The 23,367-nt window shown below is 62.2% G+C and carries 18 protein-coding genes and 4 pseudogenes; 11 read left to right on the forward strand and 11 right to left on the reverse strand.

From position 1 onward, the window contains the following. Nucleotides 1–110 precede the first annotated feature (110 nt). The 3 genes from ACLFKU_RS05165 (at nucleotide 111) to ACLFKU_RS05175 (ending at nucleotide 1,688) form a co-directional block, all read left to right on the forward strand. Nucleotides 111–554 (forward strand): Hsp20/alpha crystallin family protein, encoded by a 444-nt coding sequence (locus ACLFKU_RS05165; RefSeq protein ID WP_368581464.1) that lies wholly within the window; start codon nucleotides 111–113, stop codon nucleotides 552–554. 26 nt (nucleotides 555–580) lie between these two features. Next, nucleotides 581–988 (forward strand): Hsp20/alpha crystallin family protein, encoded by a 408-nt coding sequence (locus tag ACLFKU_RS05170; protein ID WP_410848383.1) that lies wholly within the window; start codon nucleotides 581–583, stop codon nucleotides 986–988. A 139-nt stretch (nucleotides 989–1,127) separates the two neighbouring features. Beyond that, nucleotides 1,128–1,688, forward strand: coding sequence for an Hsp20/alpha crystallin family protein (locus ACLFKU_RS05175; protein ID WP_410848384.1), 561 nt, complete (start codon nucleotides 1,128–1,130; stop codon nucleotides 1,686–1,688). A 195-nt stretch (nucleotides 1,689–1,883) separates the two neighbouring features. Here ACLFKU_RS05175 and ACLFKU_RS05180 read toward each other — a convergent pair whose 3' ends face one another. Next, nucleotides 1,884–2,120: a hypothetical protein gene (locus tag ACLFKU_RS05180; RefSeq protein WP_410848385.1), complete on the reverse strand. Its 237-nt coding sequence runs from the start codon at nucleotides 2,118–2,120 to the stop codon at nucleotides 1,884–1,886. A 407-nt stretch (nucleotides 2,121–2,527) separates the two neighbouring features. On the opposite strand from ACLFKU_RS05180, the gene ACLFKU_RS05185 reads away from it, so the two are divergent. After that, on the forward strand, nucleotides 2,528–2,845 hold the full coding sequence (locus ACLFKU_RS05185; RefSeq protein WP_368581468.1) for a hypothetical protein: 318 nt from the start codon (nucleotides 2,528–2,530) through the stop codon (nucleotides 2,843–2,845). A gap of 118 nt (nucleotides 2,846–2,963) precedes the next feature. Here the strand turns inward: ACLFKU_RS05185 and ACLFKU_RS05190 are convergent, their stop codons facing one another. From ACLFKU_RS05190 to ACLFKU_RS05205, 4 genes and pseudogenes are all read right to left on the reverse strand, one after another. Next, nucleotides 2,964–3,461: a ferritin-like domain-containing protein gene (locus ACLFKU_RS05190; RefSeq protein WP_176383142.1), complete on the reverse strand. Its 498-nt coding sequence runs from the start codon at nucleotides 3,459–3,461 to the stop codon at nucleotides 2,964–2,966. 110 nt (nucleotides 3,462–3,571) lie between these two features. Beyond that, complete coding sequence (locus ACLFKU_RS05195) at nucleotides 3,572–3,802, reverse strand: hypothetical protein (RefSeq protein ID WP_368581469.1); 231 nt, start codon at nucleotides 3,800–3,802, stop codon at nucleotides 3,572–3,574. Nucleotides 3,803–4,632: 830 nt separating this feature from the next. Beyond that, nucleotides 4,633–5,436: pseudogene (locus ACLFKU_RS05200) on the reverse strand (IS110 family transposase); the annotation flags it as partial. Between the two features lie 2 nt (nucleotides 5,437–5,438). Continuing rightward, a complete protein-coding gene (locus ACLFKU_RS05205; RefSeq protein WP_410848386.1) occupies nucleotides 5,439–6,902 on the reverse strand; it encodes an efflux transporter outer membrane subunit in 1,464 nt (487 codons plus the stop codon). Nucleotides 6,903–6,997: 95 nt separating this feature from the next. Between ACLFKU_RS05205 and ACLFKU_RS05210 the strand changes: the two genes are divergently transcribed. The 5 genes and pseudogenes from ACLFKU_RS05210 to ACLFKU_RS05230 all read left to right on the forward strand — a co-directional run bounded on the left by ACLFKU_RS05210 (nucleotide 6,998) and on the right by ACLFKU_RS05230 (nucleotide 15,134). After that, a complete protein-coding gene (locus tag ACLFKU_RS05210) occupies nucleotides 6,998–7,615 on the forward strand; it encodes a TetR/AcrR family transcriptional regulator (protein WP_410848387.1) in 618 nt (205 codons plus the stop codon). A gap of 81 nt (nucleotides 7,616–7,696) precedes the next feature. Then, nucleotides 7,697–8,807 (forward strand): annotated as a pseudogene (locus tag ACLFKU_RS05215) (efflux RND transporter periplasmic adaptor subunit). Then, nucleotides 8,804–11,944, forward strand: a complete 3,141-nt coding sequence (locus ACLFKU_RS05220; protein ID WP_410848388.1) for an efflux RND transporter permease subunit — start codon at nucleotides 8,804–8,806, stop codon at nucleotides 11,942–11,944. The pseudogene ACLFKU_RS05215 and the gene ACLFKU_RS05220 overlap by 4 nt, the downstream one beginning before the upstream one ends. Nucleotides 11,945–12,018: 74 nt before the next feature. Further along, a complete protein-coding gene (locus ACLFKU_RS05225) occupies nucleotides 12,019–12,825 on the forward strand; it encodes an oxidoreductase (RefSeq protein ID WP_410848389.1) in 807 nt (268 codons plus the stop codon). Between the two features lie 554 nt (nucleotides 12,826–13,379). Further along, complete coding sequence (locus tag ACLFKU_RS05230) at nucleotides 13,380–15,134, forward strand: methyl-accepting chemotaxis protein (protein WP_410848390.1); 1,755 nt, start codon at nucleotides 13,380–13,382, stop codon at nucleotides 15,132–15,134. Nucleotides 15,135–15,380: 246 nt separating this feature from the next. On the opposite strand, the gene ACLFKU_RS05235 is transcribed toward ACLFKU_RS05230, so the two are convergent. From ACLFKU_RS05235 to ACLFKU_RS05255, 5 genes are all read right to left on the reverse strand, one after another. Further along, nucleotides 15,381–16,478, reverse strand: coding sequence for a LacI family DNA-binding transcriptional regulator (locus ACLFKU_RS05235; protein WP_410848391.1), 1,098 nt, complete (start codon nucleotides 16,476–16,478; stop codon nucleotides 15,381–15,383). A gap of 59 nt (nucleotides 16,479–16,537) precedes the next feature. Then, entirely contained in the window at nucleotides 16,538–17,497 is a 960-nt protein-coding gene (locus ACLFKU_RS05240; protein ID WP_410848392.1) for a dihydrodipicolinate synthase family protein, read from the reverse strand. 38 nt (nucleotides 17,498–17,535) lie between these two features. Further along, nucleotides 17,536–18,855, reverse strand: coding sequence for an MFS transporter (locus tag ACLFKU_RS05245; protein ID WP_410848393.1), 1,320 nt, complete (start codon nucleotides 18,853–18,855; stop codon nucleotides 17,536–17,538). Between the two features lie 53 nt (nucleotides 18,856–18,908). Next, complete coding sequence (gene rbsK / locus ACLFKU_RS05250) at nucleotides 18,909–19,829, reverse strand: ribokinase (RefSeq protein WP_410848501.1); 921 nt, start codon at nucleotides 19,827–19,829, stop codon at nucleotides 18,909–18,911. 500 nt (nucleotides 19,830–20,329) lie between these two features. Further along, on the reverse strand, nucleotides 20,330–21,268 hold the full coding sequence (locus tag ACLFKU_RS05255) for an alpha/beta fold hydrolase (protein WP_410848502.1): 939 nt from the start codon (nucleotides 21,266–21,268) through the stop codon (nucleotides 20,330–20,332). A 147-nt stretch (nucleotides 21,269–21,415) separates the two neighbouring features. Here ACLFKU_RS05255 and ACLFKU_RS05260 point away from each other — a divergent pair, with 147 nt between their 5' ends. Further along, nucleotides 21,416–22,069 (forward strand): TetR/AcrR family transcriptional regulator, encoded by a 654-nt coding sequence (locus tag ACLFKU_RS05260; RefSeq protein ID WP_410848394.1) that lies wholly within the window; start codon nucleotides 21,416–21,418, stop codon nucleotides 22,067–22,069. 245 nt (nucleotides 22,070–22,314) lie between these two features. Here the strand turns inward: ACLFKU_RS05260 and ACLFKU_RS05265 are convergent. Then, nucleotides 22,315–22,437, reverse strand: a pseudogene (locus ACLFKU_RS05265) (CopG family transcriptional regulator); the annotation flags it as partial. Here ACLFKU_RS05265 and ACLFKU_RS05270 point away from each other — a divergent pair. Further along, nucleotides 22,438–23,195: pseudogene (locus ACLFKU_RS05270) on the forward strand (alpha/beta hydrolase family esterase); the annotation flags it as partial. It lies immediately after the preceding pseudogene. Between the last annotated feature and the right edge of the window lie 172 nt (nucleotides 23,196–23,367).

Below are 23,367 nucleotides of genomic sequence, written 5' to 3' on the forward strand. Positions count from 1 at the left end.
GCCCGCCATGCGGCGCGCTGCGTGTTTCGATTTGTTTGCCGCAGCCCGGCAGACGGACTGGAGCGCGTAGGCCGGTTCGTTTCCGTGCTGCATCGAAGGAGGAAACGATCATGAGTGACCTTTACTTCGGGGCCGATCTGTTCAGTGAGTTCGACCGTCTGCAACGGCAGATGGCGAGCCTCTTCGGCGGCTTCCCTTCCAGTATCCGTTCGGGCCGCGTGGGCGCCTTCCCGCAGATCAACATCGGTTCGACCGACGACTCGATCGAGGTCGTCGCGTTCGCGCCGGGGGTCGATCCGGCCAGGCTCGAAGTATCGCTAGACAAGGGCTTGCTGACCATCAGCGGCGAGCGCGCGAGTTCGCAACCGGAAACCCGCGGCGACGATGCGCGCACCTATGCACAGGAGCGATTCGCCGGCAGTTTCCGGCGCGTGGTCGAGCTTCCGCAAAACGCGGACCCTGGCAAGGTGAGCGCGCGGTACACCAATGGATGCCTGATGGTGAGCATCGGCAAAAGCGAGGCGTCGAAGCCACGCGCGATCACCGTTCAGTGAGCACCGACAGAACTACGGAGGACATCATGAACGACACGACTGAACTCGCCAGAAAGGAGCAAACGGCGGTGACCCAGCGCGACGGTGAGGCATCGCAACGCCGGATCACATTGACGCCGCCGGTCGACATCTTCGAGGACAGCCACGGCATCACGCTGTGGGCGGATCTGCCGGGCGTGACGAGGGAGCGGCTGGAGGTCAAGGTCCACGATGGCAACCTGTACATCGAAGCCGAGGCGATGGTGCCGACCCCGGCGGAACTGCGTCTGCAGCATGCGGAGATCCGTGAGCCTCACTTCGCGCGGGCGTTCTCGATGAGCGCCGACTTCGATGCGTCGAAAATCGAAGCCAATCTGAAGGACGGCGTATTGAAGCTGACGATACCGCGCCATGACGAAGCGCGACCGCGCCGCATCGAGGTGCGTACCGACTGAAGTCGGCCGGGGGAGGGGGACAGCAGTAGCAAGAAGCTGGATGCTGTCCTCCAGCCACCGCCTTTCGGCTGTCGAGTCGAAGCAGTCGCGGCGCGGAGACCGGAATCCCGTTTTGTCGATGATAGGAAAGGAGCACACGATGAACACTGATCCGAAAAAATGGAACCCCTTCAAGTTCCTTCGCGGAACCGCCCGCAAATCCGATGCGGACGACTCAGACGGTCGGCGCGCGGATGAGTGGCGGGCCGCATGGCCTGACATTCCACGACTATCTCTTCGCGAACCGTGGCGCGCCGTGGAGGAATTCTTTCGTGACCCATTTGCAGGCGGTGGTCCGTTTGAACGATGGTTTGGCGACTTCAGTTCCTCGCGCTTCCAGCCGCGCATCGACGTCGTGGACGAAGGGCCGGTGCTTCGCGTAACTGCGGAACTGCCCGGGATGGTACGCGAGGACTTGAACGTGAGCGTCGAGGAAGGGGCAATCGTGCTGCGTGGCGAAAAGAAGCAGGACGTGCGCAGCGAGGAAGACGGATGCTATCGATTGGAGCGCGCCTATGGAAGCTTCGTGCGCAGAATTCCGATGCCGGACAATGCCGACCCAGACCATGCATTGGCAAAGTTCGACAACGGCATTCTTACATTGACCGTGCCAAAAACGGAGCCGGCACGGTCCGCTACTCGAACCATCGATATCGGTTAGCACCGCCGCCAGAATTGCCCGGCGGCGGGCGACTTTCTGGCTGGCCAGGCCGTTAGCTCAATTGGTAGAGCAGTGGCGGTCTTTGCGAGATCGACAAGCAACGTGGCTTCACGAAAGCCCCCGGCATTCGCGCCCGTCGAATCCGTGGGTATCTTGACGCATGGGGGGTACTCGCAAAGCGGCTGCTTGCGCTCATCAGATTCCGCTTGTCGCGTCGATGTCGAGTCGTCGCACCAGCACGGTTTCCACAAGCTGTCTGTTGACGAGTTCTCCGCATAACCATGTCACGTCGGACGAGCATGTGGCGAAAATGCACAGTTCAACGGTCTGGTCGTCGAACTGCCTGACGTCCCCCGCAAGTTGCGCATCGCCGTCGTGCAACGCCCGGAATAGCAGCAGAAGGCCTGACCTGTCCGCGAGGCGAATCGTCATGTGGATTAGCAGGTTCACCTGTTCGCTTGCCACGGGGAAGGGGCTCCCTTCCTCCCGGCGGCATCGGCCGGTCGATCTTTCCAATGCTCGCGCAGTGAGCAATCCGCGACATGACTCGTTCAATGCCGACGAATGGATCGCGATCGCGCATCCGGCATGCCACGGCAGGACACAAGGGCATACCCCATTCGGATTCCTTGGCTTTGATGCGTCGGTGCTCAACCGGCGGCGTGAAGCGGGGACTTATGGAGAACCTCCAGTGCATCCCGGGAATAACCCCTGCTCATTCCAGTTGATGCTGCCGCGGGACTGACCTTCGGCAGTAGCGGGCTGTCGAAAGTGACGAAGCGACTACGGCGTTGCGCCCGACAGCTGGCGACATCGATCCAATGGAATGGAGGCGAACCATGAAGTTCATGACTAAAGCGATGCTGGCTTCTGCGCTGGTGACGGCACTGTCGGGCGGCGCCTACGCGCAGGGTGGCGGCGGAGGCGGAGCGGGCGGGGCCGGTGGCGGCGGCGGAACCGGTAACGGTGTGGCCGCTGACGGCGGCAATGCTGGGGGCGCTGGAGGGATGGCAACGGGTGCGACAGGAACCGGAACTGGCGCTGCGCCTGACAACCCGTCGAGGGATCGGTCGAGCGGGATGAACAATAGCACCCGTCCCAACACCGGCCACGGCACGAACGACAATACGGATGGCAAGCAGCAAAACGGCCAGTGATGCATGGAAGCATCACACCCACGGACGAATGTGGTTGGCATAAATCGAAGGTAAATCACAAGATGGCAAGCGCAGGCAGACCATTTCGACCGGTACGCCTGCGCTGTGTCCTCATGGTTTACTGTTGCGTCGCCTTCTTGTTACCGGCCCTTTCCGCAAACTCGGTAAGCTTGAGGTCCGTCGCCTTTTCTTCGTCCAGCGTCTCTGTCAGCAGTTTCACGGCTTCGGTGAAACCTAGTTGCTTGCCGATGGCGCAGAGACTACCGTAGGTGGCGATCTCGTAGTGTTCGACCTTCTGCGCGGCAGCCACGAGGCCCGCATCCAGGACCGGACCTTTTTCAATCTCGTCGATCAGTTCCTGTCCTTCTTCTATCAATCCCTCCATCGCGATGCACTTCATTCTCTTCAGGCGGATGTCACAGGTTTCCACCACCTTGTCGATCCGTTCGACCTGTCCTTGCGTTTCTTCAAGATGAGTCTTGAATGCGTCGCTTAGCGCCGGGTCGGAAGCGGCGCGGGAGAGTTTCGCCAGCGCTCGTGTCAGTTGCTTCTCCGCGCTATAGATATCGGAAAGCATGTGCACGAACAGATCATCGACCGTCTTTCGCTGTGACATTTGTGAGCTCCTAAAAGGTTGTTCGGAGCCCTCACTGGCGCAACGAATATGCCCGAGACCGAGCGGCACGCATCCAGAGACTTGCGTGATGTGAGGGGAATCGCCAACGCTTAGAAGTTGACGTCGAGCCATGCCTTCGCCCAGGCCACACCGCGCTCATTTGCGGAAGCCTCGGTGTCGAAATAGCCGATGTCGATGAAGCGAAAGACCTGGCGATTGTCCACGTAGTCCTGAGGGCGGCGCTCGACCTCCACGCGAGCGTGGTAGTGAAAGCCTCTCTTCTCCGGTGACGAACGAATCACCCACTCCCGATGCGTCACCTGCAATGATACGTCGGTCATTCTGAGTTATATGGACGCCTTCCCGTTTGCCGGGTGCGACCAATCTCCGTAGTAAGTGGGTCTTCTACGCGGCGCAAACCGCGTAACCGGGTTGATACGTTCGACCATGAGCCATTAGCGCCCAGACGGTGCACTCAATCCTCTCTGGCTTCTACGCTTCGATGCATGTTTCCCAAGCAGTCCATGTGCCTCGGAGGTTTGCCTATGCCTGTCCGAAAGACGCGGTTAACGGCCAACACGCGTGCGCGGATTCGCTGCCTGCCTCGAAAATGGGGACGTTTGCGCGGGAGGCCTTTGCTGGCTACGGGGCGCAAAGATCTTGCGCTTTCCACCTTGCGCCGCCACGTGCTAAATCGGCGCGTCTCTGCGATGAACGGGTAGTGGCCACAAGACACGTCGTTATGGGGCCGACGAACGCATCGACGATGCGATTCGCACCCAACGTGCGGAAGAGGTTACTGAAATCCAACTCGATCTCGTACGCGTAGACCGCTGCTTCGCGTCGTCGTCGGGTACGGATTGATCAGCCCGCCTGATATGACTCCCGGTGTCAATCGGGATCGGTTTTTCAGTTTCTCGAATTCATATTGTCGGAATTTCCTGAGGGCGACGTAGCAGTACATCTCGACGGTGGATCATGCTGATATCCGCGGGTTGGCTACCGCATTACAGAAGTCCGTCCGATGAGCCTGCCGCTATCTAGAGCCGCAAGTCGGATGCAATCCGTCGCGTAGCGGGCTCGCGGGTTACTCATGTGCCGGGCTACGCCGCCTTCAGGAAACTCATTCTCCAATCGTTGGGTGAGTATGGCTTGCCACTCGTGAGTTGTGTCAAGCCGTATGGTATTCGCGCCGTGTGGCAAGCGACATCGATTGCCGACTGATGTCCCAGATGAACCCAGCGAGTTCGCGGGCGACAGCGATCACCGCGATGTTCTTCTGCTTGCCGCGCGCGAGAAGCTTCCGATAGCGTCGGCACAAGCGCACCTGTGCGTCCCAGGCGCGATCCACGATGGGCTTGGGGATGCCCTCGTGGCGACGCTGGATGTCGCGACTCACGCGGGCCGGATGCTGGTAGCTCCAGGCCGCTTCGATCAGCAGCTTTCTCGCATAGCTATTTCCGTTCTTGGTGATGCTGCCCTGACGGCGTTTCTCGCCGGATGAGTGCTCGGACGGCGTCACCCCCATCCAGGCCATCAACTGGCGCGGGTGCGCGAAGCGTGACAGATCGCCCAGTTCCGCAAGCATGCCCACCGCCGTGGTGAATTGCACACCGCGCATGGTCTGCAGGCCCAGCACGGCCGGATAAAAGCGCCAATTGAGAACCGCCTCGCGCAGTGCGACTTCGAGACGCTCGCATTGGGTGAGGCGGTCCTCAATCGTGCGCCGAAGCTCCTCGAACGCGAGTTGCTGCCATGGGCTATCAAACGCATACGTGCTCAGCCAGCGCCTGTGCGACGGCCCCCAGTCGGCGCAGCCGGTATAGCCCACCCCATGCGAGAGCAGAAAGGCCTTCAGTCGTTGCCGGGCACGCTTTAGATCGTCCTTCGCGCTCACCCACGCGCGAGCCAGATCGCGGAATGCTTCGTCTTCCACGCTGGGCACATACACCGCTGACAGGTCGGCGCGTGCGCCAGCTACCTGGTGGCTACCGTCGCCGCGGATTCGCCGGCTTGCCAACCACCCCCGAGCGCCTTGAAAGCAGCAACTGCTACCCGGGCTGACTCCGTTTGTGCCTGCACTCGCGCATCGGAGGTGCGTAGCAGGCTGTCGTCGGCTTGCAGGACTTCAATCAGGCTGACCACGCCTTTTTGATAGGCTGCAAACGAGGCAGCTCTTGCGCGGCCGAGCGAGTCCACGCCCTGGTTGAGCACAGCGGCTTGTTCCTCGCGCTTGACCAGTGCCGAAAAAGCGTTCTCCACGTCCTCAGTTGCATGTAGTGCGGCAAGCCGGTACGCAGCCAGCATCTCGGACTGCTGGCCCTTGGCCTGGTTGATCTGCGCATCGATCCGGCCGAAGTCGAACAGACGCCAGCGCAGACCGAGCACGCCGGCGGCCTGGCTGGCGCCGCTCGAGAACAGATTGCCGCTAGCCACGGATGTCGCGCTGCCGATCAGTCCGCTCAGGGAGACCTTGGGGTAGTACTCGGCGATCGCCACTCCAATACGTGCATTCGATGCGGCGAGGTGTCGCTCGGCCACGATCAGGTCGGGCCGGCGTCTGAGCAGCTCGCGCGGGGATCCGGTGGCTCCGATCTGTGGGGGGGCGGGGATGTCGCCGGCTTCGAGCAGCTCGGCCCGGTGTACGCCGGGCTGGGCGCCGAGCATCACATCCAGTGCATTCATGGCCGCGTCGAGGCCCGTCTCGGGGACCGGGACGGAGGCCCGGACCTGGGCAAGTGCCCCCTCCGCCTGTCTGACCTGAAGCTCGGCTGCCAACCCCTTGCCATACAGAAGGTTGATGGTGGAGAGCAGATCCTGCTGCGTCTGCACCTGCCGCCGCGCAACGTTCAGACGGGCTTGCAATCCGCGGATGCTGATGTAGATGTCGGCGGTCTGTGCCGCCACGGCCAGGCGTGTGGCCGCGGCGCCGGCTTCCGAAGCCTCGTACTCGGCGAGCGCCGCTTCCCGTCCACGACGCAGGCCTCCGAACACATCCAGTTCCCAGCTCGCGCTGAGATTGGCTTCGTAATCGTTGCCGTAGCGGTCGAAACCGGGCGTCGAGTTCAAAACTCGCCCGAGGGGCGTTTCAACCGACTGGTAGACCCTGGCTGCCTGGCCGCTGACATTGCCGGAAGGCAGCAGCGCGGCATTCGCCGCCCCAATTGCCGCACGTGCCTGGGCGACACGAGCAGAAGCTTGCGCGAGGTCAAGGTTCTGCTCCAGCGCAAGCGCGACGAATCGCGTCAGTTGCGGATCGCCGAACCCCGTCCACCAGGTGTCGAGGTCCGCAGTGGCCGTCGCATGCCGCTGATCGACCGCGGCCTGGCCGATGAACCGCTCCGGCATCGGTACATCGGGCCGAACGTATTCGGGACCTACCGCGCAGCCTGCCGATAGGCTGGCGGCGATAAGCATGGCAAGGGTGCGTTTGGGCAGCATGAGCTTCTTCCGGGCGAGGAGGGCGGATGAAAGTGACTATAATACAATTTAGTCACTTGTTGTCGATTTTCGGGAGCGGCGGTAAGCTAGGAACCATGAAAAATGCAGCCACCTATCCCATTTCGGCCCGCGGCCCAGCCGACCATGAGGTGCGCGATCAGATCGTTGCGGCGGCCACCGAGCACTTCAGCCGGTATGGCTACGAGAAAACGACCGTCTCTGATCTCGCCAAGTCCATCGGCTTTTCCAAGGCGTATATCTACAAGTTCTTCGAGTCCAAGCAGGCGATTGGCGAAATGATCTGCGCGAACTGCCTGCGTGAGATCGAAAGCGAGGTCAAAGCTGCCGTCGAAGAGGTCGACCGGCCGCCCGAGAAACTGCGGCGGATGTTCAAGGCGATCGTCGAGGCGAGCCTTCGCCTGTTCTCCCAGGACCGCAAGCTTTACGAGATTGCCGCGTCGGCCGCCACCGAGCAGTGGCAGGCGACGCTCGCCTATGAAGAGCGCATCCAGAAGTTGCTTCAGGACATCCTCCAAAAGGGGCGGCAAAGCGGGGACTTCGAGCGCAAGACGCCGCTGGATGAGACCGCGATGGCGATCTACCTGGTTTTGCGCCCGTACCTCAACCCTCTGATCCTGCAACACAGCTTCGATTACACCGATGAGGCGCCGGCGAAGCTGTCCAGTCTGGTGCTCCGAAGCCTCTCACCTTAACGCGCACGAATGGTGACTGTTGACTATATTGGTCACTAGAACCATAATCGGATCCATCATCTTTTCGTCGATGGGTCTTTCATGCTTGCGCGCCGCCTCGCCACCTCAGCCGTCGTCTTCTCCCTGCCGCTTGCGCTGGCCGCTTGCGGCGCAAAAGCACCGCCCGATCCGCGCACGGAGGCGCCGCTGGTGCGCTCCGCCGTCGTTCGGGACGCACCGCCTGCCTCGCGCTCATTTACCGGTACGGTAGCCGCCCGGGTGCAGAGCGACTTGGGGTTTCGGGTCTCCGGCAAGGTGCTGGAGCGGCTGGTCAATGCCGGGCAGAGCGTCAGGCGCGGCCAGCCGCTCATGCGCATCGATCCCGTCGATCTGAAGCTGGCCGCGCAGGCGCAGCAGCAGGCCGTCGCTGCCGCGCGGGCACGGGCGCAGCAGACTGCGGAAGATGAAGCGCGCTACCGCGATCTGCGCGGCACGGGCGCGATTTCCGCGTCGGCCTACGACCAGGTCAAGGCTGCGGCGGATGCTGCCAAAGCCCAGCTCAGCGCAGCCGAAGCCGAAGCCGACGTCGCGCTGAATGCGAGTCGCTATACGGAGCTGGTGGCCGACGCCGATGGTGTCGTCATCGCTGGCCGAGCCCGGCCAGGTCGTCAACGCCGGGCAGATCGTAGTGCGCCTGGCTCACGCCGGACGTCGCGAGGCCGTCATCCAGTTGCCGGAAACCCTTCGCCCTGAGGTCGGTTCCGTCGCGCAGGCAACGCTCTTCGGCAAGCAGGACGTCACGGTTCCCGCCGAATTGCGGCAACTGTCCGATGCTGCGGACCCGCTCACCCGCACCTTCGAGGCTCGATACGTGCTCGACGGCACGCTGTCCGATGCACCGCTAGGAGCAACGGTCACCATCCAGATCCCGGATGCGCATCGTTCCGCGCAAAGCGCGCTGAAGGTGCCGCTTGGCGCCCTTTTCGATGCGGGCAAGGGACCGGGAGTATGGGTCGTCGACGGTGAGCCGCCGAAGGTCTCATGGCGGCCGGTCACGGTCCAGCATGTGGATGACGACGACGTCCGCATCATCGGCCAGATCAAGCAAGGCGACCGGATCGTCGCGCTCGGCGCACATCTGCTACGCGAAGGTGAACTGGTCCGTGTGGCGGGGCAGGCTCCCGTGACCGCAACCGAGGGAGCCCGTCCGTGAGCGAAGGTCGTTTCAACCTTTCCGCGCTCGCCGTGCGCGAGCGCTCCATCACCCTGTTCCTGATCTGCCTGATCTCGCTGGCCGGACTCATTTCATTCTTCAAGCTCGGCCGTGCCGAAGATCCCGCCTTCACGGTCAAAGTGATGACCATCATCACTGCCTGGCCGGGAGCCACCGCGCAGGAAATGCAGGACCAGGTCGCCGAAAAGATCGAAAAGCGCATGCAGGAACTGCGCTGGTATGACCGTACGGAGACCTACACGAGACCGGGCCTCGCCTTCACGACCTTGACCCTGCTCGACAGCACACCGCCTTCGGAAGTGCAGGAACAGTTCTACCAGGCCCGCAAGAAAATCAGCGACGAGGCAGGCAACCTGCCGCCTGGTGTGATCGGGCCGATGGTCAACGACGAATACGCGGATGTGACGTTTGCGCTTTTCGCGCTCAAGGCGAAGGGCGAACCGCAGCGCCTGCTGGTACGCGACGCCGAGACTCTGCGCCAGCGGCTGCTGCACGTGCCGGGGGTGAAGAAGGTCAACATCATTGGCGAGCAGGCGGAGCGGATCTATGTCGAGTTTTCGCATGATCGTCTGGCGACGCTGGGCGTCAGTCCGCAGGACGTGTTCGCCGCGCTGAACGGCCAGAATGCCCTGACGCCCGCCGGCTCTGTGCAGACGAGAGGCCCGGAGGTGTTCATACGCCTCGACGGCGCGTTCGACGCGTTGCAGAAGATCCGCGATACGCCCGTCGTGGCGCAGGGACGCACGCTGAAGCTATCGGACATTGCCACCGTCACGCGTGGCTATGAAGATCCGGCGACGTTCCTGATCCGCAACAACGGCGAACCTGCGCTGCTGCTGGGCGTCGTGATGCGCGACGGCTGGAACGGGCTCGATCTCGGTCACGCGCTCGACCGTGAGGTGGGCGCGATCAACGGCGGGCTGCCGCTCGGCATGAGCCTGACGAAGGTCACCGACCAGGCCGTCAACATCAGTTCGGCGGTCGATGAGTTCATGGTGAAGTTTTTCGCTGCCCTGCTGGTGGTCATGCTGGTGAGCTTCGTGAGCATGGGCTGGCGCGTGGGCCTGGTGGTTGCCGCGGCCGTGCCGCTAACACTGGCGGTGGTCTTCCTGGTGATGCTCGCGACCGGCAAGAACTTCGACCGCATCACGCTGGGGTCGCTGATCCTGGCGCTGGGCCTGCTGGTGGACGACGCCATCATCGCCATCGAAATGATGGTGGTGAAGATGGAAGAGGGCTACAGCCGCGTTGCCGCCTCGGCTTATGCGTGGAGTCATACCGCGGCGCCAATGCTCTCCGGCACGCTGGTCACGGCGGTCGGCTTCATGCCCAATGGCTTCGCCCGATCCACTGCGGGCGAGTACACCAGCAACATGTTCTGGATCGTTGGGATCGCGCTGATCGCATCGTGGGTGGTCGCCGTGGTGTTCACACCCTACCTCGGCGTCAAGATGCTGCCCGACTTCAGGAAAGTCGAAGGTGGCCACGACGCGCTTTATGACACGCCGCGATACAACCGTTTCCGTCAACTGCTGGAGCGCGTCATTGCGCGCAAGTGGCTGGTCGCCGGGTCGGTCGTGGGCCTCTTCGTGCTGGCCGTCCTCGGCATGGCGGTAGTCAAGAAACAGTTCTTCCCGGTCTCCGACCGCCCTGAAGTGCTGATCGAGGTGCAGATGCCGTATGGCACGTCGATCGCCCAGACCAGCGCCGCCACAGCGAAGGTCGAAGGCTGGCTGGCCAGACAGAAGGAAGCGAGAATCGTCACAGCCTATGTCGGTCAGGGCGCCCCGCGGTTCTACTTCTCGATGGGACCGGAACTGCCCGATCCGTCATTTGCCAAGATCGTGGTGCGCACGGATAACCAGGACGAGCGCGAGGCACTCAAACAGCGGCTGCGCCAGGCCATTGCCGATGGGCTTGCGCCCGAGGCGCGCCTGCGCGTCACGCAGCTCATATTCGGTCCTTACTCGCCGTTCCCGGTCGCTTACCGGGTCACGGGTCCGGACCCGGACAAGCTCCGCGGTATCGCGGAGCAAGTTCAGCAGGTGATGGATGCGAGTCCGATGATGCGCACCGTCAACACCGACTGGGGCACGCGCACGCCCACGCTGCACTTCACCCTGCAGCAGGACCGGCTGCAGGCCGTGGGGCTGACATCGAGCGCGGTCGCACAACAACTGCAATTCCTGCTCACCGGTGTGCCTGTCACCGTCGTCCGCGAGGACATTCGCACGGTGCAGGTCATCGCGCGCTCGGCTGGCGAGGTCCGGCTCGACCCGGCGCGGATCGGCGACTTCACGCTCGCTGGCGCAAACGGCCAGCGCATCCCGCTGTCGCAGGTGGGCAAGGTCGATGTGCGCATGGAGGAACCGATCATGCGCCGGCGCGACCGGGTGCCGATGATTACCGTGCGCGGCGACATCGCGGAGAGTCTGCAGCCCCCAGACGTGTCAACGGCGATCACGAGGCGGCTTCAGCCCATCATGGACAAGCTGCCGGACGGCTACCGCATCGAGCAGGCCGGCTCGATCGAAGAATCAGGCAAGGCGACCACAGCCATGTTGCCGCTCTTTCCGATCATGCTGGCAGTCACGCTGCTCATCATCATCCTGCAGGTGCGCTCGATCTCCGCGATGGTCATGGTCTTTCTGACCAGCCCGCTGGGACTGATCGGTGTCGTGCCAACCTTGATCCTTTTCCGGCAGCCGTTCGGTATCAATGCGCTGGTCGGCCTCATTGCGCTATCGGGGATAGTGATGCGCAACACGCTGATTCTGATTGGCCAGATTCACCAGAACGAACAGGCCGGGCTGGATCCGTTCAATGCCGTGATCGAGGCAACCGTGCAGCGTGCGCGCCCCGTGATCCTGACCGCGCTGGCGGCGATCCTGGCGTTCATCCCGCTGACTCATTCGGTGTTCTGGGGGACGCTCGCGTATACGCTGATCGGTGGCACTTTTGCAGGGACGATCCTGACCCTGGTGTTCCTGCCGGCCATGTATTCCATCTGGTTCAGGATCCGGCCGAGCGATACCACTGAACTGCACGGAGGCAGGCATAAGCAGGCGCAGGCTGCGAAAGACCTGCCGCAAGACGTGCTCGCTGCCAGGCAATGAACCTTGGCTGCAAGATCAATCGGAGGGGCTGATTCGCCTTTTATTCCCATTCACGTGCATTGAAGGAAACTGTCATGTCCAATTCCAAAGTCGTCGTGGTTACCGGTGTGTCGTCGGGGATCGGACGAGCCACCGCGGAGAAGTTTGCCAGGCAGGGTTGCCGGGTATTCGGCACCGTACGCAACGCTAGAGCCACACAATCGATACCCGGTGTGGTGCTGGTCGAGATGGATGTCTGTAACGACGCCTCAGTGCAACGGGCAGTCCAGAGCGTCATCGCAGAAGCCGGGCGCATCGATGTGCTCGTCAATAGCGCGGGCGTAACGCTGCTCGGCGCGACGGAAGAAACGTCGATTGCCGAGGCTCAGTCGCTATTCGATACCAACGTTTTTGGTATCTTGCGCACAACACAAGCGGTACTGCCGCACATGCGCTCGCAACGTTCGGGAAGAATCGTCAATGTGAGCTCAGTGCTAGGCTTCCTTCCGGCTCCGTACATGGGGCTCTATTCAGCATCCAAGCATGCCGTCGAGGGAATGTCTGAAACCTTGGATCATGAGGTGCGCAAGTTAGGAATCCGCGTGGTGCTTGTCGAGCCTTCCTATACCAGAACCAATCTGGATCTCAATGCACCGCATGCGGCTTCCAAAATCGCAGCTTATGACGATGAGCGCGCCATCGTGTCCCGCGCGATTCAAAAGAACGTCGATGAGGCGCCAGCGCCTGATGGCGTTGCAACCACGATTGTCGATGCCGCGTTGGGCGCATGGAGAATGAGGCGCACTCCTAAAGGCCAGGCTTCTCTGCTAAGCAAATTGCGTCGCTTCATGCCTGCCGGACCCGTCGACGCAAACCTGAGAAAGACATTTGGACTCTCGTGATGTTGCCTACCGACTTCACGTCACAACCAGAATTTAAATGAGCTTTCTGCGAAAAGATCCGGCGCACCTAATTGCCGGACGAGCCCTATGACCGTAATTCCGATCACTGACTGGAACGCTCGGTAAGAACCTTCGCGGGAACGGTTTGGTTGCACGGGGCGGCAAGCGTGGTCTCGCGCGAATGGCGCCGTTCCCTCGCAAACTCATGTCGGGACTGCCAACCGAATTTAAAAATCGCTTTCGCGAAGATCACGATTTATTTACAACGCCAGAGAAAATTGGTGTGATCTCCTATATTAGCCGATCCTATTTCGTCTGATAAAAACGCGCTTAAACAATACCTAAACCGCGATAGTACAAATCAATGCCGCGCCAACGTTTGCGCAATTGATCGGCGGGTCAATCCTGGCTTCAGTTCATTAAGTCCGCCGCCGTAAATACATATGCGAGGCGCATCAGTTTCCACGGGCGCGGCCGCATACCGGTGCGTGACTCGGGCATCAACAACGGTCGCCCGCATTTACGTATCTTTCCGTCGAAAATGGAAGCGAAAAATGATCCTGAATAACTTGTCCGTGAAGACAAAGCTTACGGTTGCTTTCGGAGCATTGGCCGTTGTTGTACTGATTGTTTCAGGACTCGCCTTGAAGGAGCTGAACGACGCGAATGACCGCTTTTCCGGCTACATCAATGGTATTAACGCACGAGCCACAGTGGCTGAAGCTGTCCGCACTGCAGTGGATGATCGGGCCGTGGCGGTGCGCAATCTGGTGCTGGTCACCACGCCTGCCGACATCGAACTTGAAAAGGCCGCCGTCATCGACGCTGAACGCAGAGTCGAGGCTAACCTGGAAAAGTTCAATACCATGGTAGCGGGCGCTTCCGACATGACCGACAAGGCACGCAGACTCGCGGCTGAACTTCCCAGGATCGAGGCGCTTTACCGTCCCGTGGCCCTGGAAATCAACAGGCTGGCGGTGAGCAATCAGCGCGACGCGGCGATTGCGGCAATCGATACCCAATGCAGGCCACTGCTTTCGGCCCTGATCAAGGCGTCCAACGAGTACGAGAACTTCACCCGTGAACGCGCCCAACAACTGGTCCGCGAATCGAGCGATCAATTCGCGACTCAGCGGAATCTGTTGATTGCAATCTGTCTGGTTGCGCTCGTGCTGGCGGTCGTGGCAGGCGCAGTCATCACCCGCAGCCTGCTACGCGCTTTGGGCGCCGAGCCCACGGCACTGGTCGAAGTGACGCAGCGCGTGGCCGGCGGCGACCTGAGCCCGGTGCCGGGGGCGAACAGTGCGCCGACCGGAAGCGTGCTCGCCTCGATGGGCAAGATGCAGGTCAGCCTCGTTCACCTGATCGGTCAGGTTCGTACTTCGGCTGACAATATCGCGACGGGTTCGAGCCAGATCGCGTCGGGCAACGTGGATCTTTCCACGCGTACGGAACAGCAGGCTGCGTCACTGCAGGAAACCGCCGCAAGCATGGAGGAGCTGACGTCGACGGTGAAGCAGAATGCCGAAAACGCACAGCAGGCGAGCTCGCTCTCGGCCAACGCATCCGAAGTGGCGGGACGGGGCAATCAGGTCGTTGGCGAGGTGGTCGATACGATGAGCGAAATCAGGACGAGTTCCACCAGGATCGCGGATATCACCGGGATCATCGAGGGGATCGCCTTCCAGACCAACATCCTCGCGCTGAATGCCGCGGTGGAGGCCGCCCGTGCAGGCGAGCAGGGACGTGGGTTCGCGGTGGTCGCGAGCGAAGTGCGCAACCTCGCTCAGCGCTCGTCCAGTGCCGCGAAGGAGATCAAGGATCTGATCAACGCGTCCGTGCAGAAGATCCAGAATGGGTCGTCGCTTGCCAACGAGGCGGGGAAGACGATGGCGGAGGTGACACAGGCCGTGGCGCGGGTGACCGACATCATGGGGGAAATCGCAGCCGCGTCGACCGAGCAGAGCCGCGGGATCGAGCAGGTCAATCAGGCGATTACGCAGATGGACGAAGTGACGCAGCAGAATGCCGCGCTGGTGGAAGAAGCGGCGGCGGCGTCGAAATCGCTCGAGGATCAGGGCCGGCAGCTGAACCAGGCCGTGTCGTTCTTCCGTCTGGATTCCCAGGCCGCTGCGCACGCACCGGGCAGACCCGTTGCCCCGGCAAGCGTCCCGGTGGCACGGGTGCGGACTGCGCCGCGAGCACCCCGGAATACCTCAGCCAACACGAGGCCGGTCGCGCTGACGGCTAATGCGACACGCGCCGCTGCAGCCACCACAGTCAACGGAGAAAGCTGGGACACGTTCTGACGCGCGCAGTGGCGACACCCCAGGCCGCGTGGATCGCCCGCGCCGGCGTCAGGCCATTTGCTCGCGTGTATTGCGAAAGCGCATGAGCAAGAGTGCGAACAGCACGCTGCCGATCGCTGCGGGCCTCAGTGGGATGTTGCCGCCCGAGCGCATCGGCGGCGGCAGTAGATGTTGGCTAGATGCGGCGCGCGTGCGCAACCTTCGAAGGGCAGACCTTCGTGCCCCAGGCAGCAACATCAACAACGGTCATCCCACGCACGGCCCGGTTGACCCGCGCACTTTCAATTCCGCCGGCACCGCGTACCCTTGCCGCGTCGGTCGTCCATCCAGCGCATCGAGCAGATGCTTCGCGGCGACCGTGCCGATCTCGCGCGTGTCCACGTGCATCGTCGTCAGAGGCGGCCGCGCTTCGCGCGCGATCGCGAGATCGTCGAAGCCGGTGACCGAAAGCTGCTCAGGAATCGCGATGCCGAGGTCTTCCGCCTCGCGCAAGACGCCCAGCGCAATATGATCGTTGCCGCAGATCACCGCGGTTGGACGCGGCCCCGGTTGTTGCCAGAGCGCACGCAACGCCCGCCTTCCAAAATCGAGTGTGGATTCGCCTTCGATCAGATGCTCAGGCCGAACCGCGAGACCATGACGTTCGAGCGCGACGCGAATTCCCGCGAGTCGCGCCTGCACGCGGTCGTTATCCCGCGTCGGCTGGATGCAGACCGCGAATGACCGGTGTCCGAGCCCGACGAGATGTTCGGTGATCTGCTCATAGGCCGCACGGTTGTCGAAGCCAATGCAATCGTGGGTGCTTCCCTCGCGCCACGCATAGAGCACGACGTAAGGCACGCGCCACACGCGCAGCGCTTCGAAGAGTTCCGGCGGATGCGCTTCGCCCACGACCGCGATCGCCTCCACGCCACGCGCGAGCATCGCGTGAACCTGCGAGAGCGCTTCATTGGGGTTGTAGTTCGAACAGCCGAGAAAAAGCGTGATGCCGCGCGCGGCGAACTCCGCCTGCATGCCGCTCACCTGCGAGGCGAACACCTGATCGTCGAGCGTCGGAATCACGATGCCCGCGATGTGACTGCGGGTGGACGCGAGCGCGCGCCCGGCCGCATTCGGAAACCAGTTCAGCTCCAGTGCGGCCTGTTCGACGCGCTCGCGCACGCTGTCGGACACCTTGCTGGGCTCGTTGTAGACGCGCGATACCGTCGCCGTTGACACGCCCGCGCGTTTTGCGACATCCGACAGGACAGGGCGGCCCGCGCCGCGGCGGGCGCGCCCGCCGGCCGAACGTCCGGTCGGCGACGGTTCTTCGAGAGTGGAGGCGGAGTCAGAGGAGCGAGGCATCAACGGTGTGATTCGAAAAGAACGCCCGTCATCTTACCCGCGGCGGGGTGACTGATGGGTCAAATCCCCGCGGCGATGCGCGAACGGAAATGCTCGGTGCCTTCGACGATCCTGTCGAGCACCGCGTCGAGCGCCCAGAAGCGCTCGCGCACGTCGTAGTCGATCGCGCGGCAACGAATCGACTGAAACGTGCCGATCCGCTGGTGATACATCTTCGCGAGCGCCGGATAGCCGAGCGCCTCCGATACCGCCGCGAGTACGAGAAAGATCGAAAGCTCCTGTGCGAGCGCCGGGTTCTCGTCGGCGCGGTTGCGCAACCAGTTGTACAGGTCCGGATGAAAGTTCGTGAACACACCGTTGAAACCTGCCGAGCCGGCTTTCATCGCGTCCCAAGCGATCGCGGCATTCGCGTTCAGGATCTTCATCGGCGAGCCCTTCGCCAGCGCGACGCGGCGCTTCACGGTGTCGAGATCGCAGCTGACGTCCTTCAGCATCACGAAGCGGCCGGTATCGATGCACATCTTGAGTTCGTCGTCGGACAGCAGGCGCCGATAAGGGGCGGGGCACTCGTACAGCCCCAGCGGAATGTCCGAGGGCAGGCGGCTCATCAGGCGATGCAGGTTCGCCGAGAACGCTTCTGTGCCTTCGCGGCGCGGATCGAGCCGGTTCGTCACCAGCACGATGCCGTCCGCGCCCGTCGCGGCGGCCGCGTTCAGCTCCTCGGCTTGCGCGTCCGGATCGTCGCTGATATGGCCTGAGACCACGACCGGCACGCGGCCGGCCACGCGCTCGACCACGAAGCGGCCGAGCGCGGCGCGTTCGGCGAGGCTCAGGAATTGCATTTCGCTCGACTGGGCGACCGCGAAGAGCGCGTCCGAGCCATGCGCGAGATACCACTCGATCAATCGTTCGAGCCCGGCATAGTCGATGGTGCCGGCGTCGTCGAAAGGCGTCAGCATGACGGGAACGATGCCTTCGATCGAGGGCGTCGAGCGCGGCAGGGAAGTGGGGAAGGTCATGTCGGTGTTGTCCTCTTGAGAATTGAATATGACGCTTCTCAGGCGTGAGCGCGCGCCGGCGTACCCGGCTCGACCTCGACCTCGATCGGCTTGCGCACGAGGAAGAGATAGCTCATTGCGCCGACGAAGGCGATTCCCGCAGCCGTCAGCAATGCCGGCACGAAGGACCACGCCTGCGCGATATAGCCCGTGAGAATGGGCGCGAGTGCGCCGCCGAGAAAGCCGCCGAAGTTCTGGATGGCGCCGAGCGAGCCGACGCGGTTAGCGGGTGCTGCCGCGGTTGCCAGTGCCCATGAGCAGGCTGATGCCGCATTGGCGAGAAAGATTACGACCGAGATGCAGACGATGGCGATCGTGTTGCTTTCGACGAGTGCAGCCGGCACGGTGAACGCCACCATGCCGAGCATCGCGATGACGACCGCGTTGCGTCGGCTCGCCACCGGCGAGGCGCTCTTCTTGGTGATGAAGTCGGAGAACCAGCCTGCGCAAAGCGCACCTAGAAAGCCGCAGAAGAAGGGTATTGAGGCCGCGATCCCCGTGTGCATCAGGGTCATGTGGCGCTCTGTCGTCAGGTAGCCGGGCAGCCAGGTCAGATAAACCCAGTTCAGATAGACCGAGCCGAAGAAGCCGATCAGCATCCCCCAAGTCGTTACGTTCGAGAACAGCGCGCGCCAGTCGGCGAAGCTGAGCTGCTCGGCAGGCTTCGTCTCCACGGCGTCGCCCTTGAGGTAGCGCAGTTCCTCCGCAGTGAGCGCAGCGGGGTTCGGGTCACGATAGATGGCGAGCCAGATCACCGCGACCACGAGACCGAGCGCGCCGGTAACGATGAAGGCCCAGCGCCAATGAAATTCGACGACGAGCACCGACAGGCACAGCGGTGCGAGCGCCGTGCCGAGCGGCGACGCGGAATTGAAGATGCCGGTCGGCTTGCCTCGCGCGCGCCGCGGAAACCAGTTGCTCACGACGCGCGCCGCCGACGGAAACTGCGGCGACTCGCCGATGCCGAGCACGATGCGCGCGACGACGAACCAGCCGAAGGTGGACACGATGCCGCCCGCGGCTTGCGCGAGCGACCAGATGATCAGGCCGACGCCGAGCAGCCTGCGCGGTCCGATGCGATCGACGAGGCCGCCGACCGGCAGTTGAAAGAGCGCGTAGCTCCAGGAGAACGCCGACAGCAGCAACCCCATTTCGCCGAGCGACAGACCAAGATCCTTGCGGATCAGCGGATTCGCGACCGCGAGCGTGCCGCGATCAAGATAGTTCACGATGCCACTCACCATCAGCAGCGTCAGCGCCACGATCTGGGCGCGGCGCACGCGCGGCGGTGCCTGCTCGGACACGGGGGTTGGGTTCATGCTGTCGTCTCCATGTTGTGTTGTGGATCGGCTGCGATCTCGCGTAGCCGGGTCTATCGAACCGTTGCCGGGAAGGCGGGTTGTGCCCGCACTTCGGCCTGCGTCGGAATGGATGCCTGCGCGCCTTGACGCGTGACGCTGAGCGCTGCGGCCCGCTGTCCGAAGTCGATCGCATCGCGGATGCTGGCGCCGCGCACGCGCTCGGCTGCGAAGCCGCCGACGAAGGTGTCGCCGGCCGCGGTGGTGTCGATCGCATCGACGCGCGGCGCGGGCAGGTGACCTTCTTCTCCGCTTGTCGCGTACCAGACGCCCTCGGCGCCGAGGGTGACGATCACCGTCTCCACGCCTTTCGCGCGCAGGTGTGCTGCGGCTTCGCGCGCGGACGCCGGGCCATCGACAGGCACGTCCGTCAGCAAGTGGGCCTCGGTCTCGTTGAGCACGATAAAAGCCACCTGGCGATACAGCGTGTCCGGAAGCGGCTGCGCCGGAGCCGGGTTCAATAGCACGGGCGTGCCGAGCCTTGCTGCGACCGAAATTGCGTGCCGCACCGTGTCGAGCGGCACCTCGAGTTGGCAAATCAGCATGCCGGCGGCCCCGATGGCGTCTTGCGCCGCATCGACGTGGGCGGGCGTAAGCGCGGCGTTGGCGCCCGGCGAGACGACGATCGTATTCGCACCGTCCGCGGCCACCGTGATGGCGGCGATGCCGGTCGACATGTCGTCCACCGTGTGCAGCTGCGCCGTATCGATGTGCTCGCTGTCCATACGCGCGCGGAGATGCGCGCCGAAGTCGTCGTCTCGGATGCAGCCGAGCATCGCCACGGAAGCGCCGAGACGCGCCGCCGCGACGGCCTGATTGGCGCCCTTGCCGCCGGCGAAGGTAGCGAACGCGCCGCCGAGCAAGGTTTCCCCCCGCGCGGGCAGACGCTCCGCGTGCACCACGAGATCCATGTTGGCGCTACCTGCGACGATGATCCGGACCGAAGAGGAGGATGCTTTGGTAGAACGCGTGTTAGCGCTTACATTTTCGGCTGTTTTTAGGGATGACATGCAATGAGGACCGGTGAACGTTGCAATAGGGAACGTGTTAGCGCTTACATTACTCGCCAAGGCACGCCGACGCAATCGAAAAGGCGCGACCTTCGGGAAGTCCCTTAAAAGCTGATGAGGCGCCGTGTCACCAGCGGCCGGTCAGCAGTGTGTACTGCCGACCCACTTCTGTCGTTGACAAGTTCCCCGCTCGAACGGCCGCAAGCTGGAGGCGGACATTCAAAGGGGGCAAGCAACACGTCTAGTTCGTCAGCTGTTCACCTTAGTGACGAAATCCGGGGCGGAAGAAGATGACGGACCATCGGCGTCATCAGATTCTTAACGAGAAGTCTCGTCGACAAGCAAAGGTAACACTTGAAGCAAGCGCAGATCAGAGCTGCGCCACGTAAGTGAAGAACTGCTGACGCACATACGGAAAATATCTTTCAGACTGCCGGCCGGACGTTCCAAGGCTCTGCAGATGGGTCTCGTAATCGCGCTATCCGAGCGGCCAGAAAAGCGTCGATCGCTGCATTGACGGCCACGGGGTTCTCCCGCGCAGCAAGATGGCCAGTCTCCGGCAGCAGCACGAATTCGCTGCCGGCGATCGCATCGACCAGCCTTTGCGTCTGAGCGACATCGAAAATTCGATCCTCAGTGCCCGCGATGACGAGGACTGGCACGTCACGAATCCGCCGCATCGTGGCGTGCAAATCTTCGCGGGCGAGCAATATGCCTTTGATGGCGAACGCGATCGACACGGGATCTTCCTGCAGTATTCGGCCGAGGTAGGCCAGAAATTCAGGGTGACGAGCCTCGGCCGTTTGCCCGCCGAACCCTTGCCGTACGGCTGGCAGCAGCCAGTCAGGGGCGGCATCGCAGTCTTCTAGCGCGTCGGCTATGCTGCTCATCTGCTCGATGAGTTCCGGCGTCGATACAGAAGCGGTGCCATTGGTGATGACTGCTGCCTCTACGCGCTCCCGCAGATCTGCAGCTGCAACACCTGCGACCAAAGATCCCCAGGAATTGCCGACGAGGATGCAGCATTTCACTTTGAGTGCGTCGAGTATCTCTTTCAGACACGCAACGGAATCCTCAACGGTAATCGGACGGCGCAACGCATCCGATCCGCCGATCCCCGGCGGATCGATAAGCACAATGCGATAGTCGGCCGCGAAGTGATCGAACTGATAACTCCACATGGAGGCGTCTAGCATAAGGCTCGGCCAGAAAACCATCGTGCGGCCGTCCTGACTGCCACCGGTACGAACGTTGATCTTGCCAAACGCAGTCAGGACTTTCCGCTCCTGTGTCTGTGTTTTCCAGTTATCGGTCGGTGGTAAGTACGTTAAATGACTTGTACTACTTATCGCTGAATTCAGCATTTGCAAATCTCACTCGGTCGCGACGACGTTGGCGAAAGCCGTTCAGACTTCCAAGGTTCGCAGCCCGCATAAAACACCGAAGACGTAGCCATTCCATCTGAACGACGGTAAGATGGAATCTTATGCACTCATCTTAACCCCGTCAAGATGCTTTCCGATCAAAATTCATCCGCTCCGACCAAATCGTCATATCACCACGGCGATCTGCGCTCTGCCCTGATCAAAACGGGCGAAGCGCTGCTTGAGGAGCAAGGTGTGGCCGGCTTTACGCTGGCCGAATGTGCGCGGCGAGCCGGCGTTTCTAAAGCCGCGCCCGCGCATCATTTTTCGAATATGAACGGCCTGTTGGCCGCGATTGCCAAGAAAGGCGTGGAAGAATTGGCAGAGCGCTTGGAAACGGCGCTGGCCAGGATCGAGGGCGGCCCTGCAGAGCGCTTACGCTGTGTCGCGCGTGTCTATGTCGATTTCGCATTGGACCGGCCGGAGCGCTTTCGTGTCATGTTCGGGCCGCCGCTGCCGGCCGACCAGCACGGCAAAACGCCGTCAGCCCCCAACGACTGCGCGCTGTATGTTCTGGAACGTGAAATCGCCGCTATTCAACTCGATGGGGCGAGCCAGCGCTCGATCGCGGTCTTCGTCTGGTCTTTCGTGCATGGCCTGTCGATGCTGCTTCTCGATCATCGACTCGTACGGCTGATGAAAAACGGAGAGTCCGACCGCAATAGCCTGATCGAGGACACAGTGCGGCTGCTGTCGTTTTCGCCTCTGGGCCAAAACTTGAATACTGCCAAAGCATCGTGAGGATTTACGGGGCAGTCGAGCTCTCTAAGATTCGGATCGCGTTGCATGTGAGTCCAGCGTCGAGCCGCTGAAAATGCGGCGTCACGCGATCCAAGTGATTTTCAGCTTCTGTGGCACGAAGTTCGGCGTTTTCCAAGAATGCTGGCATCGCCGAATGCCGTGGATTGCCTGACCAACCGGCCGGTCCTCGACTTCAGGTTTCATTCTGTTGGTCCGTTAGCGATTGAGTGCCAGACGTTGCGCTGCTAGCGGATTCTGTCGGCGAGCGCCGTCTTGACCGCAGTCGAGGCGTGAAAGGCCCCCAACTCCACGACGCTTTCGATGGTCGCGAGTGCGAGTTCCGGGGTGACGTCGCCAGCGATGCTGGCGTGATGCTGCACGGCTGCACACAGAACGCCGACGATTTCGCAGCAGGCACGCAGATGAATGCGCTGGCCGAGCGGCACCGATTTCTTGTCGCCTATCCGGAGCAACCGCAGCAGACGAATCCGTCGAAGTGCTGGAACTGGTTCAAACCCGATGATCAGCATTGCGAACGCGGTAAACCGTCATTGATCGCAGGCATAACACGGGAAATTATCGCAGCCCACCACGTCGATCCTGAACGCGTGTACGTCGCAGGTCTGTCCGCGGGTGGCGCAATGGCGGCGATCATGATTGACACGTATCCCGAACTGTACGCGGCGGCGGGGGTGCATTCCGGTCTTCCGGCTCGCTGCGCACACGATCTTCCAACCGCACTCGCGGCGATGAAGGGCGGCACGCGTTCCAGACAGGCGCGGCATGCCATGGACGCTGTCACTTCATCGCCGAAACGGCCAGTCATCGTCTTCCACGGATATGCGGACGCCACTGTTCACGTACAAAATGCCATGCAGCTTGTTCATGGTTTCGTCGCACGACCGCATGGCGGCCGCGATCAGCGTCGGAACGATACAGGTCGACGTTCCTCCACCGTATCCCAGCTGGTTTCAGCGGACGGTATCGATGCCGAACTGTGGACTATTCACGCAGGGCCGCACGCGTGGGCAGGCGGCAATGCGAGGGGAAGCTACACCGACCCCGTCGGTCCTGACGCAAGTGCGGAATGCTGCGATTCTTTCTTGCGCACCCTCAGCGGCGATGAGCCGATGACGCGGGCAGCGAAATGGACCCGGGCTGTTATTGTCACCACGCCGATTGCTGAGCAAACCTGCCTCTGAACCGCTAAACGTGCAGACCGATCAAAAACTCACCGCGAGGATGCCCGGGCATGGCCCCCACGGCAGGGGCAGCGAGAACGGCAGGTTCGCCGCGAT

The sequence above is a fragment of the Paraburkholderia sp. EG304 genome (assembly GCF_046543485.1).
Lineage (GTDB): Bacteria > Pseudomonadota > Gammaproteobacteria > Burkholderiales > Burkholderiaceae > Paraburkholderia > Paraburkholderia youngii.

What these genes read in the sequence shown, in the direction of transcription:
- ACLFKU_RS05255 (WP_410848502.1), bottom strand. Translation starts at nt 21,268, where the DNA reads ATGCTGAATTCAGCGATAAGTAGTACAAGTCATTTAACGTACTTACCA.
- ACLFKU_RS05175 (WP_410848384.1), top strand. Translation starts at nt 1,128, where the DNA reads ATGAACACTGATCCGAAAAAATGGAACCCCTTCAAGTTCCTTCGCGGA.
- ACLFKU_RS05225 (WP_410848389.1), top strand. Translation starts at nt 12,019, where the DNA reads ATGTCCAATTCCAAAGTCGTCGTGGTTACCGGTGTGTCGTCGGGGATC.
- ACLFKU_RS05210 (WP_410848387.1), top strand. Translation starts at nt 6,998, where the DNA reads ATGAAAAATGCAGCCACCTATCCCATTTCGGCCCGCGGCCCAGCCGAC.
- ACLFKU_RS05205 (WP_410848386.1), bottom strand. Translation starts at nt 6,902, where the DNA reads ATGCTGCCCAAACGCACCCTTGCCATGCTTATCGCCGCCAGCCTATCG.
- ACLFKU_RS05260 (WP_410848394.1), top strand. Translation starts at nt 21,416, where the DNA reads ATGCTTTCCGATCAAAATTCATCCGCTCCGACCAAATCGTCATATCAC.
- ACLFKU_RS05230 (WP_410848390.1), top strand. Translation starts at nt 13,380, where the DNA reads ATGATCCTGAATAACTTGTCCGTGAAGACAAAGCTTACGGTTGCTTTC.
- ACLFKU_RS05165 (WP_368581464.1), top strand. Translation starts at nt 111, where the DNA reads ATGAGTGACCTTTACTTCGGGGCCGATCTGTTCAGTGAGTTCGACCGT.
- ACLFKU_RS05235 (WP_410848391.1), bottom strand. Translation starts at nt 16,478, where the DNA reads ATGCCTCGCTCCTCTGACTCCGCCTCCACTCTCGAAGAACCGTCGCCG.
- ACLFKU_RS05170 (WP_410848383.1), top strand. Translation starts at nt 581, where the DNA reads ATGAACGACACGACTGAACTCGCCAGAAAGGAGCAAACGGCGGTGACC.
- ACLFKU_RS05245 (WP_410848393.1), bottom strand. Translation starts at nt 18,855, where the DNA reads ATGAACCCAACCCCCGTGTCCGAGCAGGCACCGCCGCGCGTGCGCCGC.
- ACLFKU_RS05195 (WP_368581469.1), bottom strand. Translation starts at nt 3,802, where the DNA reads ATGACCGACGTATCATTGCAGGTGACGCATCGGGAGTGGGTGATTCGT.
- ACLFKU_RS05240 (WP_410848392.1), bottom strand. Translation starts at nt 17,497, where the DNA reads ATGACCTTCCCCACTTCCCTGCCGCGCTCGACGCCCTCGATCGAAGGC.
- ACLFKU_RS05180 (WP_410848385.1), bottom strand. Translation starts at nt 2,120, where the DNA reads ATGACGATTCGCCTCGCGGACAGGTCAGGCCTTCTGCTGCTATTCCGG.
- ACLFKU_RS05190 (WP_176383142.1), bottom strand. Translation starts at nt 3,461, where the DNA reads ATGTCACAGCGAAAGACGGTCGATGATCTGTTCGTGCACATGCTTTCC.
- ACLFKU_RS05185 (WP_368581468.1), top strand. Translation starts at nt 2,528, where the DNA reads ATGAAGTTCATGACTAAAGCGATGCTGGCTTCTGCGCTGGTGACGGCA.